The sequence below is a fragment of the Amycolatopsis sp. cg13 genome (assembly GCF_041346965.1).
In the GTDB taxonomy this organism is placed as follows: domain Bacteria; phylum Actinomycetota; class Actinomycetes; order Mycobacteriales; family Pseudonocardiaceae; genus Amycolatopsis.
Genome location: NZ_CP166848.1, coordinates 6,945,196 through 6,959,448, shown reverse-complemented (window position 1 = coordinate 6,959,448; position 14,253 = coordinate 6,945,196). Strand labels below are relative to the sequence as shown.

The window sequence follows — 14,253 nt, the reverse complement described above, 5'->3', positions numbered from 1 at the left end:
AACCCTCAGCCAGAATCGCGCAGGTGCCCACCACGTTCGCCGACGCCTTGCGCGACGCCCGTTCCCGCCGCAGGCTCAGCCAGCTCGACCTCGCGCTGAAAGCCGGGACGACGCAACGCCACGTCAGCTTCATGGAACGCGGCCGTTCGCTGCCCGGCCGCGGCATGGTGGTGCGCGTCGCCGAGGCGCTCGGCCTGCCGCTGCGCGAGCGCAACGCCCTGCTGCTGACCGCCGGATACGCGCCGGTCTACCCCGAAACGCGGCTGGACGACCCCGCGCTGACGCCGGTACTGGAGTCGCTGCGCGCGCTGCTCGCCGGGCACGAGCCGTACCCGGCGCTGGTCGTGAATCGCTACGGCGATCTCGTCGCGGCTAATGACGGCTTCGCTCTGCTCACCGAGGGCGTCGCGGCGGAACTGCTCGAGCCGCCGATCAACGTGCTGCGGCTGGCCTTGCACCCGCGTGGGATGGCTCCGCGGATCCAGAACTTCGCGGATTGGGCGCAGCATGTGCTTGAACGTCCTCGGCGTGGTCTGGCGCACGGGCCTGATCCGCGGCATCAGGCATTGTTGGATGAGCTCACCGGTTATCTGCCGTCGCCTGGCGAACCGACCGGTGACCACCTCGGGTTCGCGGTGCCGCTGCAGCTGTCCAGTTCGGCTGGCGAGCTTCGGCTGCTTACCGCGATCACGCAGTTCGCTACTGCGGTCGACGTGACGGTCGCTGAGCTGAGTCTTGAAACGTTCCTGCCCGCCGACGCTTCGACGGCGGAGCTGCTCAAGGCACGACCCAACCGGTGACCTGACCCATCGTCAACTCCACACCCGCCCACAGCACCGCCGCGCACAAGCTTCCGATGAAGAAGCGTCGGTATGACAGTCCGGCAGAACCCGCGACGCGCGGCACGAGAGTGCGTACGCCAGCGAGGCACCGCCCTAGGACAACGGCTGGTACGCCATAACGCGCGACGGTCGCTTCGGCCTTGTCCCACTTCGCTTCGCCGATCCGCTGCCCTACGCGAGACCGACGCAGCCTCGGGCCCCACAGTCGTCCCTCCCAGTACGCGAGCTGGTCCCCCGCAAGCGCCGACGCGACGCAGACCGCGAGCGCTGGCCACAGCTGTAAAGTCCCGCGCTGCACCAGGAAACCCATGAGCAGCAAGGTGGACAGCGTCGGCAGCACAATGCCAGGCAGCAGCGCGGTCTCAGCCATGATCACCAGCGCGCAGATCAGGTAGACGAGCGGCGCGGGAGCGTCAAGAAGCGGCTGAAGCAGGCTGTCCATACCGGTCCAGTCCCGACCGCACCGGCAAGGCCGCGCGGTAGACGTACGCAGGCGGCAGGTTCCGCCAAACCACGCTGGTGCGTTCGACAACCGCGAAGCGGCTTCGCAGCAACCGTGCGAATCGACGCGCTGGCGGTGTCCAAGAGGTGTGCGCGTACGCGAAGGTGGTGAAGCGGCCTTGCGGGGAAAGCACCTCGCAGACGGAGTTCAGTACCGCGGCCTGGGGTGCGGCGTGCATAGCTGTCCACGGCAGACCGGAGACGACCACGTCGACCGGCATCGTCACGTACGCCGCGACGTGTTCCGCAGAGCCCTCCGCAATGTGTATCGACGGGAAGCGTTCGCGTAGCTCCTGTACGAGGTGCGTGTTGATTTCCACCGCGGTGAAGTGCGCGTCGCGCTGAAGCATGCGAAGCAGCACTTCGGTGAACACGCCCGTCCCCGGCCCCAGCTCCACGACACTGTGCGCGCTCTCGATGCCCAGCCCTGCCGTCATCACTCCGGCCAGCCGTGCCGAGCTGGCGGCAATCGCGCCGGTTCGCATCGGGTGCCGGAAGAACTCCCTGGTAATCGACATGTTTTCGACGGTAGGAGGCGCTTCGGTCGTCGCGGATCGGCTCGGTCGGCGGGAAAAGTCGTTCGCTCGGAGGACCCCGGCCATCCTCCGGAACGACGCGCGCGACGACGGTCTCGCGTTACGTTCGTTTCGTGCGGAGACTGGTCATGTGGGGGCGCAAGCAGCGCTGGCTGCTGGACTTGCCGCTGTACGCCGTCTTCATCGCCTTCGGACCGAACATCGCGGATCAGCAAACCTGGCTGCTGCGCATGGTTTCGATGCTGTTCCTGCTCCCTCTGTTGCTCCGTCGCCGCTACCCGCGCACAGTCGCGCTCCTGATCCTCATCGGAGTAGCTGTCGTCTATACGAACGAGGTGTGGGCGTATGACCGCGGCCGTAGCGACCTCGCAATGGCGGTGGTCCTGTACACGCTCGTCAAAGCCGGCGACAGATGGTTCATCGGCTTCGCGGTAGCTGTCGCCGGCCTGGACACCTTCTGGGGATTCACCTGGGGCACCAACACTCTGAACCCGACGCTCACCATCTTCGGCACACTGCCGCTGTACCTGGCGGCTTGGGCGCTCGGCGCGTTCTTCCGCACGAAGGAACAGCTCGCCGAAGAAGAACGACTGAGAACGGAACTGGCGGTATCCGAGGAACAGGCCCGCAGTCGCGCTTCAGTCGCCGAAGAGCGCACAAGGATCGCGAGAGAGCTTCACGACGTACTCGCACACAGCATGAGCGTGATCGTCCTGAACGCCGAAGGAGCGAAGCTCGCACGCCATCACGACCCGGACGCTGTCGACCGTACGCTCGACACCATCAGCAAAACCGGCCGTTCCGCGCTCGCCGAGCTTCGGCGGCTGTTGGAAGTGATGCACGCCGGCGAACCCGCGCGCGCTCCGCAGCCGACGCTCGATCAGTTGCGCACGCTCGTCGCGCAGTCCGGCCGCGATGTCACCCTCGAAGTCAACGGCGACATCGCCGACCTGCCCGCCGGCGTCGCGCTTCAGGCGTACCGCATCGTCCAGGAGGCCTTGACCAACATGCTCAAACACGCGCCGCCCGACGCGACCGGCCGGGTCCGGGTCACGTTCGCCGGTCCGGAAATCCACGTCGAAGTCACCAACTCCGGCGGACGCCAGCCAGTCGCGGCGGGACTGCCCGGGTCCGGGCGCGGCCTCACCGGCATGGCCCAGCGCGTCGCGATGTACCACGGCAAGCTCGAAACCGGCGCGCTGCCGGACGGCGGCTACCGCGTATCGGCGACTCTGCGGACGGACGCCGCATGACGTCCGTGCTGATCTGCGACGACCAGGAGCTGGTGCGCGTCGGGCTGCGGATGATCGTCGACAGCCAGCCCGACCTGGAGGTGGTCGCCGAGGCGGGCGACGGTGCGGAAGCCGTCGAACTCGCCCGCGCGCGACGGCCGGATCTCGTGCTGATGGACGTCCGGATGCCGGTGCTCGACGGCGTCGCGGCCACCGCGCAGATCTGCGCCGAACTGCCGGACACCTCGGTGCTGGTGATCACGACCTTCGACCTCGACGAGTACGCCTACTCCGCGCTTCGTGCCGGGGCCAGCGGATTCCTGGTCAAGGACGCGCCGTCGGACGAGATGCTGGTGGCCATCCGGGGCGTGCTGCGCGGCGACGCGATGGTGTCGCCGTCGGTGACGAAACGCCTGCTAGACCGCTATCTCAGCGCGCACCGGACGCCGCTCGACGAGCAGAAACTGGAGACGCTGACCGAACGCGAGAAGGACGTGCTCGGCCTGATCGCCCGCGGACTGTCGAACACCGAGATCGCCGGGACGCTGTTCATCGGCGAGACGACGGTGAAGACGCACGTCGGGCGGTTGCTGAACAAGCTCGGGCTGCGGGATCGGGTGCACGCGGTCGTGTTCGCGTATGAATCCGGATTGGTACGTCCAGGCGGCTGAATCGGGGCATGCTGGACACATGCGTGTCGTCGCGTTGCTCGCCTCCGTTCTGCTGCTCGCCGCCTGCTCGCCCGCGCCAGCGAGTGTCCCGGCTCCGGCTGAGCCCGGGAAGTTCGCCGTCCAGGAGGTCGCGGACGGCCTCGAACACGGCTGGGACGTCGCCTTCCTTCCCGACGGTTCGCTGCTCGTGCCGCAGCGCCCCGGCAAGCTCGCGCTGATCCGCGACGGCCGGAAGACCGACGTGCACGCCGATTTCTCCGACGTCCTCGTGCGTGGCGAAGGCGGTCTGATGGGCCTGGTCCTGGCTGCGGATTTCGCGACGTCGCGCGAGTTCACCACCTGCCAGACCCACCAGGAAAACGGACGCGCGGTGGACGTCCGGCTCGTCACCTGGCGGCTCGCCGACGACGGCGCCAGCGCGGCCAAGGTGCGCGACCTGCTGACCGGGCTGCCGGTGAACCCGAGCGGACGGCATTCCGGCTGCCGTCCGACGCTCGCTCCCGACGGCGCGCTGCTCGTCGGCACCGGCGACACCGCGCGGTCCACGGTGGCGCAGGACCGGCACAGCCTTGGCGGCAAGGTGCTGCGGATCGACGCGAAGACCGGGGAACCGTTGCCCGGCAACCCCTTCCTGTCGTCCACGGACCCGAATGAACGCCGGATCTACACCTACGGCCACCGGAACGTGCAAGGCGTCGCGATCCGGCCGGGCACCGGGCAGGTGGTCACCTCCGAACACGGACCGGCGTTCGACGACGAGGTGAATCTCCTGCGGCCAGGCGGGAATTACGGCTGGGATCCGTCGAAGGGCGGCACCGATACCAGCTACGACGAGAGCGTGCCGATGACCGACACCACCCGGTTCCCGGACGCGGTTCGTCCACTGTGGACCAGTGGGCAGATCACCGAAGCGACCAGCGGCGACGCGTTCCTTACCGGCAAGCAGTGGGGCGCGAACGAAGGCGCGCTGGTCGTGGTGGCATTGAAGGGACAGAAGCTTTTGCTGCTGCATCTGGACGCGGCCGCGAAGGTCACCGGAGTGACGCTGCCCGCGGAATTCAACGACAAATTCGGCCGGTTGCGAGCAGCCCGAAGCGGCCCGGACGGCGCGCTGTACGTGACGACTTCCAATGGCAGCAACGACAAAGTGCTGCGCGTGACGCCAAGCTGAGCTCAGCCGACGTACGCGCCGCCGTTCACGTGCACGACCTGGCCGGTGACGTGTCCGGCCTCCGGGGAAGCAAGGAAACGCACCACCTCGGCGACATCCTCCGGTTTGCCCGCGCGTTTCGTCATCGTGTTCTCGACCAGCCGCTCCTGGCGTTCGGCTGAGAGCTTGCCGCGGAAGAATTCCGTGTCCACGATCAGCCCCGGCGCGACAATATTCGCGGTGATCCCCCGCTGACCGAATTGGCGAGCGGTTTCGGTATTCCACACTTCCACCGCGGCTTTCGCCCAGCCATACGACTCAGCACCGGTGTGCCCGGCGATCGAGCCGATGGTGACGATGCGCCCGTGGTCGGCCAATCGCTCCCCCAGCGCCGACGTCACGAAGGCGGCGGAGAACAGATTCGCCCGGATGTTGGCCGTCCAGGCGGCGTCGAGCGCCGTTAGCCCCCGACCGTCGGAGCGCAGGAAATCCGTGTTGCCGCCAGCGTTGTTCACCAGTACGTCGACCCGTTCGGGCAACTGCTCGCACGCCGCCTCGACCGCCTCGGGATCGCTCGCGTCGAAGCTCACCGCACGCGCGCCGAGCAGCGTCGCCGCCTCGGTGAGCACGTCCTCGCGCCGTCCGGTGATCGTGACCCGGTCGCCGTCCCGGACAAACGCCGCGGCGGTCGCGTATCCGATTCCGGTGCTGCCCCCGGTCACTACTACGTCCCGATTCATCCCCACGTCCTTTATTGCTAAAGTACCTCTTGTGGACGACGGTACCGGCGGCGGGGAAAACCCGTCAAGCGACGAGGTGGACGAGATTCAGCGGGCGTGGCTGCGAGAGCGGCCGGGCACGCCGGTGTCGTCCATCGGCGTGATCACGCGGATCTGGCACATCGCGAAGCTGCTGGAGGAAGACCGGCGCGCGACGATGCTGGAGCTCGGGATGGACGCCTCCACCCGCACCCTGCTCAGCACGCTGCGCCGCGCCGGGCCGCCGTACCGGCTCAGCGCGGGCGAACTCGCGAAACACTGCCGGGTCAGCCCGGGCGCGATCTCCCAGCAGACCGCCCGCGCCGAACGCGACGGCCATGTCCGCCGGGTGAAGTCCACTTCGGACCGTCGCGGGGTGTACGTCGAACTGACCGAGGCCGGTCACGAGCTGATCGAGCGAACCGTCGGAGATCTGCTGGAACACGAGGAAACCCTGGTGTCCGCGCTGTCCCCGGCGCAGCGCGATCAGCTGGCCGATCTCCTGCGCATCCTGCTCGCGGACCTCGACCGGCGGGCGCGAAGGTAAGGTGGCGGACATGCCCACCATCGACAAAGTCGCCTGGCTGCACGTGGTCGACGGCAAGCTGCTCGCCGCGCGTTCCGCTGGCAAGGACACCTGGTACCTGCCCGGCGGGAAACGCGAAGAGGGCGAGTCGGACGTCGAAACGCTGGTCCGGGAGATCGCCGAGGAGCTGAGCGTCACGCTGGATCCGGCGTCCGCGCAACTGGCCGGAGCCTGGGAAGCGCAGGCGCACGGCAAAGCGGACGGCGTCGTGGTGCGGATGACTTGCTACACCGCGGAGTACGCCGGCGAACTGAAGCCGAGCAGCGAGATCGAGTCGTTCGGCTGGCTCGCCCACGCCGACCGCGACCGGGTGTCGGCGACGGTCCAGCTGATCCTCGACGACCTGCACGCACAAGGAAAACTCGCCTAATGCTGCGACTCGGGACAACAGTGCTCGGAGTCGCCGACGTCGACCGCGCGATGCGGTTCTGGTCCGCGGCGCTCGGGCTCGTCGAGGATCCGGAATGGGCGACTGAGTCGTGGCGAACCCTGGCCCACCCCGGCGGCGCGCACGCGCTGGGACTGATGCGCAGCGAATCACCCGCCGAACCGAAGCCGCGGCTGCACCTGGACCTCTACACCGACACCGCGGACGAGCAACGCGCCGAAGTGGAACGACTCATCGGACTGGGCGCGCAACGGGTCGACTGGGACCATTACCCGCCCGAGCCGGACTTCGTCGTCCTCGCCGACCCGGACGGCAATCTGTTCTGCGTAGTGGATCTGAGCAACGCGCCGTCCGGCGGATAGAGACTCAGCCGAGCAGCCGGGGCTTGTTTTCCAGGTGCGACAAGCCATTCCAGGCGAGATTCACCAGATGCGCGGCGACCTCGTCGCGCTTCGGTTTGCGTGCGTCCAGCCACCACTGCCCGGTCAGCGCGACCATGCCGACGAGCGCCTGCGCGTAAAGCGCGGACAGCTTCTCCTCGTACCCTCGCGCGGCGAACTGCTGCGCGAGGATGTGCTCGACCTGGCTGGCGATGTCGTTGAGGACAGTCGAAAACGTGCCGGTGGAACTGGCGACCGGGGAATCGCGCACGAGAATGCGGAACCCGTCGTGGGAATCCTCGACGTAGCTCAGCAACGCGACGGCGGCCTGCTCCAGCATCACCCGCGGATGTCCGCCGTGGAGCGTCGAGATCATCCGGTCGAGCAGCAGCTGCGTCTCCCGGTCGACGACGACGGCGTAAATGCCTTCCTTGCCACCGAAGTGCTCGTAGACGACCGGTTTGGACACGTTCGCCCGCGCGGCGATCTCCTCGACCGACGTGCCGTCGAAACCCTTTTCGGCGAACAGAGCGCGTGCCACGTTGAGCAGCTGCTGCCTGCGCTCGCTGCCCGTCATGCGCACCCGGGCGACCGGTGCGGCCGGCCGCGCGCCGGTGACCGCTACTTCTCGCTTCGCCCGTCGTCTCCCCGCCATTCGCAGCAGGGTAGCGGGCTTGGGCCAGGCGGGCTGCAGCGAGCCGCTCGTCGTCGCGGGCTTAAACAGGAATAAACCCCGCCGAGTGACGGGGTTCATTCACGAGCGCGCGCCGGGAAACTCAGCCCGGCAAAGGGAAACCTACTTGGCCTCGGCCGCGATCCGGGCCAGCCGCTGCGGGGTCGGCCAGCGGACGTCGTGCACCCAGCCGAACTTCTCGAACATCCAGATCAGCCGCGCCGACATGTCGATCTGGCCGCGCTTCACGCCGTGCCGGGCCGAGGTCGGGTCCGCGTGGTGCAGGTTGTGCCACGACTCGCCGAAGGAGAAGATCGCCAGCGGCCAGAAGTTCGCCGAACGGTCGCGGGCGGCGAACGGGCGCTCGCCGATCATGTGGCAGATCGAGTTGACCGACCAGGTCACGTGGTGCAGCACGCACACGCGGACCAGACCAGCCCAGAAGAACGCGGTCACCGCGCCCCACAGCGACCACGAGATCAGCCCGCCCAGCAGCGCCGGTCCGAAAAGGCTCACCAGCGACCACAGCCAGAACAGGTCGTCGACCTTGCGGATGGCCGGGTCCTTCACCAGATCCGGCGCGAACCGCGCCTGGTTGCTCTGGTCGCGGTCGAACAGCCAGCCCATGTGCGCGTGCCAGAAACCCTTGGCGATGGCCAGCGGCGAGGTGCCGTACGCCCACGGCGAGTGCGGGTCGCCGTCGCGGTCGGAGAACGCGTGGTGGCGCCGGTGGTCGGCCACCCAGGTGATCACCGGCCCCTGCAAGGCGATGCTGCCCGCGATCGCCATCACGACGCGCAGCCACGGCTTGGCCTTGAACGAACCGTGGGTGAAGTAGCGGTGGTAGGCGACGGTGATGCCCAGCCCGCTGATCCCGTAGAACACGACGAACAGCGCGACGTCCAGCCAGGTCAGGCCCCAGCCCCAGGCGAACGGAACCGCGACCAGCAGCGCCACGATCGGCAGCAGCACCCCGAAGTACACCGACAGCTGAACGCCGATCCCGCGCTGTCCGTCGATGATCGGCTTGGGGCCCTTCGGCGGGTCGCCCGCTGACTGAGAACGATCGAGGGTGGCCGTCATGCGCTCACTTCTTTCCTCTCACAACCCCTTGCGAAGGGTGCCCTTACCTACGGTGTCGTAAGTTACGGTACAGGAGGTTTCCGGCGCTGTGGAGGCCCGAAAAGTCCGATTGCCCGGTGCCCGGGACGGCCCTGTGGCGCACGCCTCCCCCTCCTGGCGCCCCCGTCCTCGATCATCGCTATCCTGACCAGGACCGATCCGCCGTAGTGTAATCGGCAGCACTTCAGATTTTGGTTCTGACAGTTCAGGTTCGAATCCTGGCGGCGGAGCTGCACATCCGGCGAGGGCGATGGGAGTGGGGGCGGCTGAGCGAGGAACCGAGCGACCCCGCGGGCGCCCGTCGCCCGACCCTGGTCGAGATGTCGGACGCGTGGCTGGTCGGGCGCGCGCGGGAACTCATCGCGGCCGTTCAGCGCCAGGAGCACGAAAACCAGCTCGAGATCGTCAAGATCATGGACGAGCTGCTCGAGGAGACTCTGCGCCGGGGAGAACCCACGCTCGTCGCCCAGCTGCTGCGCGCCTCCGCCTTCTCCCGGCTCGTCACCCGCGGCCTCGCCGCCGAGGCCGAACCCCGGCTCGACGAGATGCTCGCGCACACCCGCCGGCACGGTCTTTCGCTGCTTCGCGCGGACGCGCACGCGCTGCGCGGACGACGGCTCGTGCTCGCCGCGCAAGAGGACGCCGCGCTCACCGAGATCGCCCGCGCGCTCGCGATCCTCGACGACTCCACGATCCCGGACCGCCAGGTCGGCGTCCGCAACTGGAACCGCATGCAGTCGATGGCGCTCATCGACTGCTGGATAGTGCTCAACCAGCTCGGCGTCTACGAGGCCGCCGAAGAGGTGATCGGCCGCGCGCACCAGGCGATCCGGGAAAGCGCGAGCCCGCACGAGATCACCCTGCAGCTGATGAACCGGGTCAAGATGCTGCTCGGCTGGGGCCTGCGGCTCGAGCGGATCGAGCAGTACGACGAATCGGCGGAGAAGTTCCGCACCGCCGCGTCGATGGCGGTGGCCGCGGAAGGCCCGTTCGCCGAATCGCTGTTCCCGCGCAAGATCGGGGTGTCGGCGGTCGACCAGGTCGGCGTGCTGGCCGCGGCGCTCGCGCTGCACGACCCGGCCGCCGAGCACGTCGAACGGCTGCAGGGCATGCATCTCGGCCACCACTATCCGCACGAGCAGGAGCTGGTCGCCATCGCGCTGGCCCGCTGCCTCGACCAGGCCGGCCGTCGCAGCGACGCGCTGCAGGTGCTGCGCGAGGCCCGCGACGTGCTGGCCGAGGACGTCTCGCAGCCGTCGATGCGGCTCACCCTCTCCCGCGAACTCGCCCGGCTCGACCCGGAAGCCGCGAGCCAGTCGCTGATCGACTACGCGACCGCGCTGGAAACCGAAATGTGGGCGCTGCGCGAATCGCAGATCGCCACCCTGAACGCGCGCCGCGAGCATGAACGGCTGTCCGCCGAGCACGGCGCGATCACCCAGCAGGCGCTGCAGGATCCGCTCACCGGCCTGCCGAACCGGCGCGCGCTCGACGAACGGCTGCGCTCGCTGGCGTCGTCGGCAGACGCGCAGCCGCTCGCGGTCGCACTGGTCGACCTCGACGGGTTCAAGGGCGTCAACGACAAGCAGTCGCACGCCGAAGGCGACAACGTTTTGCGTGTTGTCGCAAGCACTCTCCGCGACGCTTTGCGCGGCGACGACGTCGTGGCCCGCTACGGCGGCGACGAATTCATCGTGCTGCTGCCCGGCGCACCGGCGTCGGCGGCGAAGATGGCGCTCGGCCGCGCGGCCAAATCCGTCGCGACACTGCCGCATCACCTCTCGCACGGTGTGACTTTGTCCATTGGTCTCGTGTCGCTGCGTCCGCAGGAGCGGGCCGAGCAGGTGCTCGCGCGCGCGGATGCGGCGATGTACGAAGCGAAACGCGGCGGTGGCAACCAGGTAGCGTCGGCCAATTCGATGGCGGGCGACGGCATGGGCGGCTGGCCTGGGGAAACGGCTCCGACCGACCCCGCGTGGAGCGCTGAGGACCCCACGTAGGATCGTTGGTGCTCGTCAACGCACCGGTGAATCGTTGGGAGACTCGTGAGCGGCCCGCTGAGCACGCTGATCCTCGCTGCGGGTGAGGGCACCCGCATGCGTTCCTCCACTCCTAAGGTGTTGCACCCGATCGCCGGAAGGCCGCTGGTGGAACACGCAGTGCGCGCCGCCGCCGGCCTCGCGCCGCAGCATCTGGTGGTCGTGATCGGACACGGCCGCGACGCCGTGCGCGCCGAACTCGACCGGGTCGGGCAGGCGCTCGGCCGCGAGGTCGCCACCGCCGTGCAGGAAGAGCAGAAGGGCACCGGGCACGCCGTTTCGTGCGCGCTGGCCGAACTGCCGGACGGACTCACCGGCACCGTGGTCGTCAGCTACGGCGACGTCCCGCTGCTGGACACCGAAACCCTGGAGTCGCTCCGCGCCGAGCACACCAAGGCGGGCAACGCGGTCACCGTGCTCACCGCCGAGGTCGCCGACCCGACCGGATACGGCCGCATCGTCCGCGGCGCCGACGGCTCGGTCAGCGCGATCGTCGAGCACAAGGACGCGACGCCGGACCAGCGGGCGATCACCGAAATCAACTCCGGGGTGTACGCCTTCGACGCGGCCGTGCTGATCGACGGCCTGTCGCGGCTGTCCACCGACAACGCGCAGGGTGAGCTTTACCTCACCGACGTCCTCGGCATCGCGCGCGAGGACGGCAAGGGCGTCGGCGCGCTGGTGGTCGACGACCCGTGGGTCACCGAGGGCGTCAACGACCGCGTGCAGCTTTCGGTGCTCGGGGCCGAGTACAACCGCCGCATCGTGCGCCGCTGGCAGCGCGAAGGCGTCACGGTCACCGACCCGAACACCACCTGGATCGAGGCGGACGTCACGCTCTCCCGTGACGTGCTGATCGAGCCGAACACGCAGCTCAAGGGCCGTTGCTCGGTCGGCGAGGGCTCCGTTGTGGGCCCCGACACCACGCTCACCGACGTACAGATCGGCGCGGGCGCTTCGGTGGTCCGCGTACACGGTTCCGGCTCTGAGCTGGGCGACGGCGTGAATGTCGGTCCGTACACGTTCCTGCGGCCGGGCACGAAGCTCGGCGCGAAGGGCAAGCTGGGCGCGTTCGTCGAGACGAAGAACGCGCAAATCGGCACCGGAACCAAGGTGCCGCATCTCACTTATGTAGGCGACGCGATCGTCGGCGAGCACAGCAACATCGGCTGTTCCAGTGTGTTCGTGAACTACGACGGGGTGGCCAAGCACCAGACCGTTGTCGGTTCGCATGTCCGGCTTGGGGCGGACAACACGCTGGTCGCGCCGGTGCGGATCGGGGACGGCGCTTACAGTGGAGCCGGTGCGGTGATCCGCGACGACGTCCCGCCTGGCTCACTGGCGCTGTCGGCCGGTCCGCAGCGCACCATCGAAGGCTGGGCGGTCCGGCGCAGGCCGGGCACGCCCGCGGCGGAGGCAGCGGAAGCTGCTCTCGCCGCCCAGCAGCAGGACACCGTTGTGTCCGAGTCAGCAGCAGGAACCGACGGGGAGTCGCCAGCATGAGTCCGAAGTCAGGTACGCCGAAGAAGAATCTGATGCTCTTCTCCGGCCGTGCGCACCACGAGCTCGCGGAAGAGGTCGCCAAGCACCTCAACGTGACGATCACCCCGCAGACCGCGCACACGTTCGCCAACGGCGAGCTGTTCGTGCGGTTCGAGGAGTCGGTGCGCGGTACCGACGCGTTTGTGATCCAGGCGCACACCACGCCCATCAACGAGTACGTGATGGAGCAGCTGATCATGGTGGACGCGCTGAAGCGCGCGAGCGCCAAGCGGATCACCGTGGTCATGCCGTTCTATCCGTACGCCCGCCAGGACAAGAAGCACAAGGGCCGCGAGCCGATCTCGGCGCGGCTCATCGCGGACCTGTTCAAGACCGCGGGCGCGGACCGGATCATGACGGTCGACCTGCACACCGCGCAGATCCAGGGCTTCTTCGACGGCCCGGTCGACCACCTGATGGCGCAGTCGGTCCTCGCCGACCACATCAAGTCGACGTACGGCAACGCGGACATCACCGTTGTTTCGCCGGACTCGGGCCGCGTGCGCCTGGCGGAGAAGTGGGCGCAGCAGCTCGGCGACCGGCCGATCGCGTTCATCCACAAGACGCGCGACCCGGACAAGCCGAACCAGGCGGTGGCGAACCGCGTGGTCGGCAAGGTCGAGGGCAAGCTTTGCGTGCTGATCGACGACATGATCGACACCGGCGGCACGATCGTGAAGGCCACTGAGGCGTTGTTGGAAGAGGGAGCGGCGGACGTGGTCATCGCGACCACGCACGGCATCCTCTCCGACCCGGCGACTGAGCGGCTGTCGCAGTGCAAGGCGCGCGAGGTCATCGTGACGAACTCGCTGCCGATCCCGGAAGAGAAGCGCTTCCCGGGACTGACGGTGCTGTCCATCGCGCCGATGCTCGCGGAGGCCATCCAGCAGGTCTTCGAGGACGGCTCGGTCACCTCGCTGTTCGACGGCAACGCCTGACGCTTTTCTGAACGGCTTTGAACGACGCGGCCCGAGTTGGCGGGTGCGGCCTGAGACAGGTCGCATCGGTTGACTCGGGTCGCGTTGTTTGGTGACTGCGGCCGGGTGCCGGGGATGCTTGCCTGAGCGATGCGGCCGGTGCCAGGTGGCGCGCGGCGAGGCATGCGGCACCGCCGAGCCCAGGCCCGCCAACCGAGGTACGCCGGGCGCGGGGACACCAACCACGGCACGCCGAGCACAGGCACGCCGAGCACAGGCACGCCGAGCACAGGCACGCCGAGCACAGGCATGCCGAGCGCAGGCGACCTCGGCGGCTCCAAGTCGCGTCACCTCGGAGCAGCCGCACCACTACCGCCAGGCCAAAGACACCCCTCCCTCTTCCCTCCTCATCGCTAGCCCCTCACCGGGGTGCCGTCACACCGCGCCCATGTCCGAAGACAACCACCTCTCCGGCCGCATATGGATCGCCATGTGCTCCCCCAGCTGCGTCCGCTCGTACTCCACATACCCGGCCACCTTGTCCGCTGGCAGGTACCGCGAAGCCATCTCCCACGTCAGCTCGTAGCTGCCCGGCCGCGTCCGCACCACCGGGCCCTCCACCGAGACGTACCGCACCGTCGGTTCGAGACGTTGCACCATCAGGCTGAACCGGCCCGCCGCCTCGATCGCCTTTGCCTTGCGCGAGTTCGGTTCCGTGATCACCCACAGCTCGCCGCCCGGGGTGTACTGGTACCAGATGGGCACCGTCAGCGGCGCGCGGTCGGGGCGCTCGACCACGGCGAGCGCGCCGATGTGCGGTTCGGCCAGAAACTGTTCCCGTTCTTCAATCGACAACACCATGCCTCCGAAGCTAGCGACGGGGTACGACAAAAACCGGGTTCCGCCGGCGGCGAAA

General features: G+C 68.3%; 16 protein-coding genes and 1 tRNA gene. 11 read left to right on the top strand and 6 right to left on the bottom strand.

The features are described 5' to 3' along the window. The first annotated feature begins 23 nt into the window (after window positions 1–23). Window positions 24–800 carry a helix-turn-helix domain-containing protein gene (locus AB5I40_RS32725; RefSeq protein WP_370934065.1) on the top strand — a complete coding sequence of 259 codons (777 nt, stop codon included), beginning with the start codon at window positions 24–26 and terminating at the stop codon, window positions 798–800. Here AB5I40_RS32725 and AB5I40_RS32720 read toward each other — a convergent pair. Both AB5I40_RS32720 and AB5I40_RS32715 read right to left on the bottom strand, forming a co-directional pair. Then, window positions 778–1,284 (bottom strand): DedA family protein, encoded by a 507-nt coding sequence (locus AB5I40_RS32720; protein ID WP_370934064.1) that lies wholly within the window; start codon window positions 1,282–1,284, stop codon window positions 778–780. The genes AB5I40_RS32725 and AB5I40_RS32720 overlap by 23 nt on opposite strands. Beyond that, window positions 1,256–1,861: a class I SAM-dependent methyltransferase gene (locus AB5I40_RS32715; protein WP_370934063.1), complete on the bottom strand. Its 606-nt coding sequence runs from the start codon at window positions 1,859–1,861 to the stop codon at window positions 1,256–1,258. Before AB5I40_RS32715 ends, AB5I40_RS32720 begins: the two co-directional genes overlap by 29 nt. A gap of 146 nt (window positions 1,862–2,007) precedes the next feature. Here AB5I40_RS32715 and AB5I40_RS32710 point away from each other — a divergent pair, with 146 nt between their 5' ends. The 3 genes from AB5I40_RS32710 to AB5I40_RS32700 are packed head-to-tail and all read left to right on the top strand — an operon-like array spanning window position 2,008 to window position 4,953. Then, complete coding sequence (locus AB5I40_RS32710; RefSeq protein WP_370940660.1) at window positions 2,008–3,132, top strand: sensor histidine kinase; 1,125 nt, start codon at window positions 2,008–2,010, stop codon at window positions 3,130–3,132. Then, window positions 3,129–3,782 (top strand): response regulator transcription factor, encoded by a 654-nt coding sequence (locus tag AB5I40_RS32705; RefSeq protein WP_037820214.1) that lies wholly within the window; start codon window positions 3,129–3,131, stop codon window positions 3,780–3,782. Before AB5I40_RS32710 ends, AB5I40_RS32705 begins: the two co-directional genes overlap by 4 nt. 19 nt (window positions 3,783–3,801) lie before the next feature. Next, window positions 3,802–4,953, top strand: coding sequence for a sorbosone dehydrogenase family protein (locus tag AB5I40_RS32700; RefSeq protein WP_370934062.1), 1,152 nt, complete (start codon window positions 3,802–3,804; stop codon window positions 4,951–4,953). A 2-nt stretch (window positions 4,954–4,955) separates the two neighbouring features. Here AB5I40_RS32700 and AB5I40_RS32695 read toward each other — a convergent pair whose 3' ends face one another. Continuing rightward, window positions 4,956–5,672, bottom strand: coding sequence for an SDR family NAD(P)-dependent oxidoreductase (locus AB5I40_RS32695; RefSeq protein ID WP_370934061.1), 717 nt, complete (start codon window positions 5,670–5,672; stop codon window positions 4,956–4,958). A gap of 31 nt (window positions 5,673–5,703) precedes the next feature. Here AB5I40_RS32695 and AB5I40_RS32690 point away from each other — a divergent pair, with 31 nt between their 5' ends. Genes AB5I40_RS32690 through AB5I40_RS32680 form a run of 3 tightly spaced genes read left to right on the top strand, consistent with a single transcriptional unit; the run spans window position 5,704 to window position 7,026 of the window. After that, window positions 5,704–6,237 (top strand): MarR family winged helix-turn-helix transcriptional regulator, encoded by a 534-nt coding sequence (locus AB5I40_RS32690; protein WP_370934060.1) that lies wholly within the window; start codon window positions 5,704–5,706, stop codon window positions 6,235–6,237. Between the two features lie 10 nt (window positions 6,238–6,247). Continuing rightward, window positions 6,248–6,646 (top strand): NUDIX domain-containing protein, encoded by a 399-nt coding sequence (locus AB5I40_RS32685; RefSeq protein ID WP_370934059.1) that lies wholly within the window; start codon window positions 6,248–6,250, stop codon window positions 6,644–6,646. Continuing rightward, on the top strand, window positions 6,646–7,026 hold the full coding sequence (locus AB5I40_RS32680; RefSeq protein ID WP_370934058.1) for a VOC family protein: 381 nt from the start codon (window positions 6,646–6,648) through the stop codon (window positions 7,024–7,026). The genes AB5I40_RS32685 and AB5I40_RS32680 overlap by 1 nt, the downstream gene beginning before the upstream one ends. A gap of 4 nt (window positions 7,027–7,030) precedes the next feature. On the opposite strand, the gene AB5I40_RS32675 is transcribed toward AB5I40_RS32680, so the two are convergent. Together AB5I40_RS32675 and AB5I40_RS32670 are read right to left on the bottom strand one after the other, a co-directional pair. Continuing rightward, window positions 7,031–7,621 (bottom strand): TetR/AcrR family transcriptional regulator, encoded by a 591-nt coding sequence (locus AB5I40_RS32675; protein ID WP_134667546.1) that lies wholly within the window; start codon window positions 7,619–7,621, stop codon window positions 7,031–7,033. 219 nt (window positions 7,622–7,840) lie between these two features. Beyond that, window positions 7,841–8,800, bottom strand: coding sequence for an acyl-CoA desaturase (locus AB5I40_RS32670; RefSeq protein ID WP_344280279.1), 960 nt, complete (start codon window positions 8,798–8,800; stop codon window positions 7,841–7,843). Between the two features lie 197 nt (window positions 8,801–8,997). On the opposite strand from AB5I40_RS32670, the gene AB5I40_RS32665 reads away from it, so the two are divergent. The 4 genes from AB5I40_RS32665 (at window position 8,998) to AB5I40_RS32650 (ending at window position 13,358) form a co-directional block, all read left to right on the top strand. Further along, window positions 8,998–9,069 (top strand) — tRNA-Gln (locus tag AB5I40_RS32665). A 90-nt stretch (window positions 9,070–9,159) separates the two neighbouring features. Then, window positions 9,160–10,839 (top strand): diguanylate cyclase domain-containing protein, encoded by a 1,680-nt coding sequence (locus tag AB5I40_RS32660; RefSeq protein WP_370934057.1) that lies wholly within the window; start codon window positions 9,160–9,162, stop codon window positions 10,837–10,839. A gap of 45 nt (window positions 10,840–10,884) precedes the next feature. Continuing rightward, the gene (glmU, locus tag AB5I40_RS32655) at window positions 10,885–12,381 is read left to right on the top strand and encodes a bifunctional UDP-N-acetylglucosamine diphosphorylase/glucosamine-1-phosphate N-acetyltransferase GlmU (protein WP_370934056.1); all 1,497 of its coding nucleotides are present in this window, start codon (window positions 10,885–10,887) and stop codon (window positions 12,379–12,381) included. After that, window positions 12,378–13,358: a ribose-phosphate diphosphokinase gene (locus tag AB5I40_RS32650; protein WP_116200125.1), complete on the top strand. Its 981-nt coding sequence runs from the start codon at window positions 12,378–12,380 to the stop codon at window positions 13,356–13,358. The genes glmU and AB5I40_RS32650 overlap by 4 nt, the downstream gene beginning before the upstream one ends. 414 nt (window positions 13,359–13,772) lie before the next feature. Here the strand turns inward: AB5I40_RS32650 and AB5I40_RS32645 are convergent, their stop codons facing one another. Next, entirely contained in the window at window positions 13,773–14,198 is a 426-nt protein-coding gene (locus tag AB5I40_RS32645; protein ID WP_370934055.1) for a pyridoxamine 5'-phosphate oxidase family protein, read from the bottom strand. Between the last annotated feature and the right edge of the window lie 55 nt (window positions 14,199–14,253).

Excerpts from the sequence above, each read along its gene's own strand:
- AB5I40_RS32720 (WP_370934064.1), bottom strand. The coding sequence starts at position 1,284 with ATGGACAGCCTGCTTCAGCCGCTTCTTGACGCTCCCGCGCCGCTCGTC.
- AB5I40_RS32715 (WP_370934063.1), bottom strand. The coding sequence starts at position 1,861 with ATGTCGATTACCAGGGAGTTCTTCCGGCACCCGATGCGAACCGGCGCG.
- AB5I40_RS32710 (WP_370940660.1), top strand. The coding sequence starts at position 2,008 with ATGTGGGGGCGCAAGCAGCGCTGGCTGCTGGACTTGCCGCTGTACGCC.
- AB5I40_RS32705 (WP_037820214.1), top strand. The coding sequence starts at position 3,129 with ATGACGTCCGTGCTGATCTGCGACGACCAGGAGCTGGTGCGCGTCGGG.
- AB5I40_RS32700 (WP_370934062.1), top strand. The coding sequence starts at position 3,802 with ATGCGTGTCGTCGCGTTGCTCGCCTCCGTTCTGCTGCTCGCCGCCTGC.
- AB5I40_RS32695 (WP_370934061.1), bottom strand. The coding sequence starts at position 5,672 with ATGAATCGGGACGTAGTAGTGACCGGGGGCAGCACCGGAATCGGATAC.
- AB5I40_RS32685 (WP_370934059.1), top strand. The coding sequence starts at position 6,248 with ATGCCCACCATCGACAAAGTCGCCTGGCTGCACGTGGTCGACGGCAAG.
- AB5I40_RS32680 (WP_370934058.1), top strand. The coding sequence starts at position 6,646 with ATGCTGCGACTCGGGACAACAGTGCTCGGAGTCGCCGACGTCGACCGC.
- AB5I40_RS32675 (WP_134667546.1), bottom strand. The coding sequence starts at position 7,621 with ATGACGGGCAGCGAGCGCAGGCAGCAGCTGCTCAACGTGGCACGCGCT.
- AB5I40_RS32670 (WP_344280279.1), bottom strand. The coding sequence starts at position 8,800 with ATGACGGCCACCCTCGATCGTTCTCAGTCAGCGGGCGACCCGCCGAAG.
- AB5I40_RS32660 (WP_370934057.1), top strand. The coding sequence starts at position 9,160 with ATGTCGGACGCGTGGCTGGTCGGGCGCGCGCGGGAACTCATCGCGGCC.
- AB5I40_RS32650 (WP_116200125.1), top strand. The coding sequence starts at position 12,378 with ATGAGTCCGAAGTCAGGTACGCCGAAGAAGAATCTGATGCTCTTCTCC.
- AB5I40_RS32645 (WP_370934055.1), bottom strand. The coding sequence starts at position 14,198 with ATGGTGTTGTCGATTGAAGAACGGGAACAGTTTCTGGCCGAACCGCAC.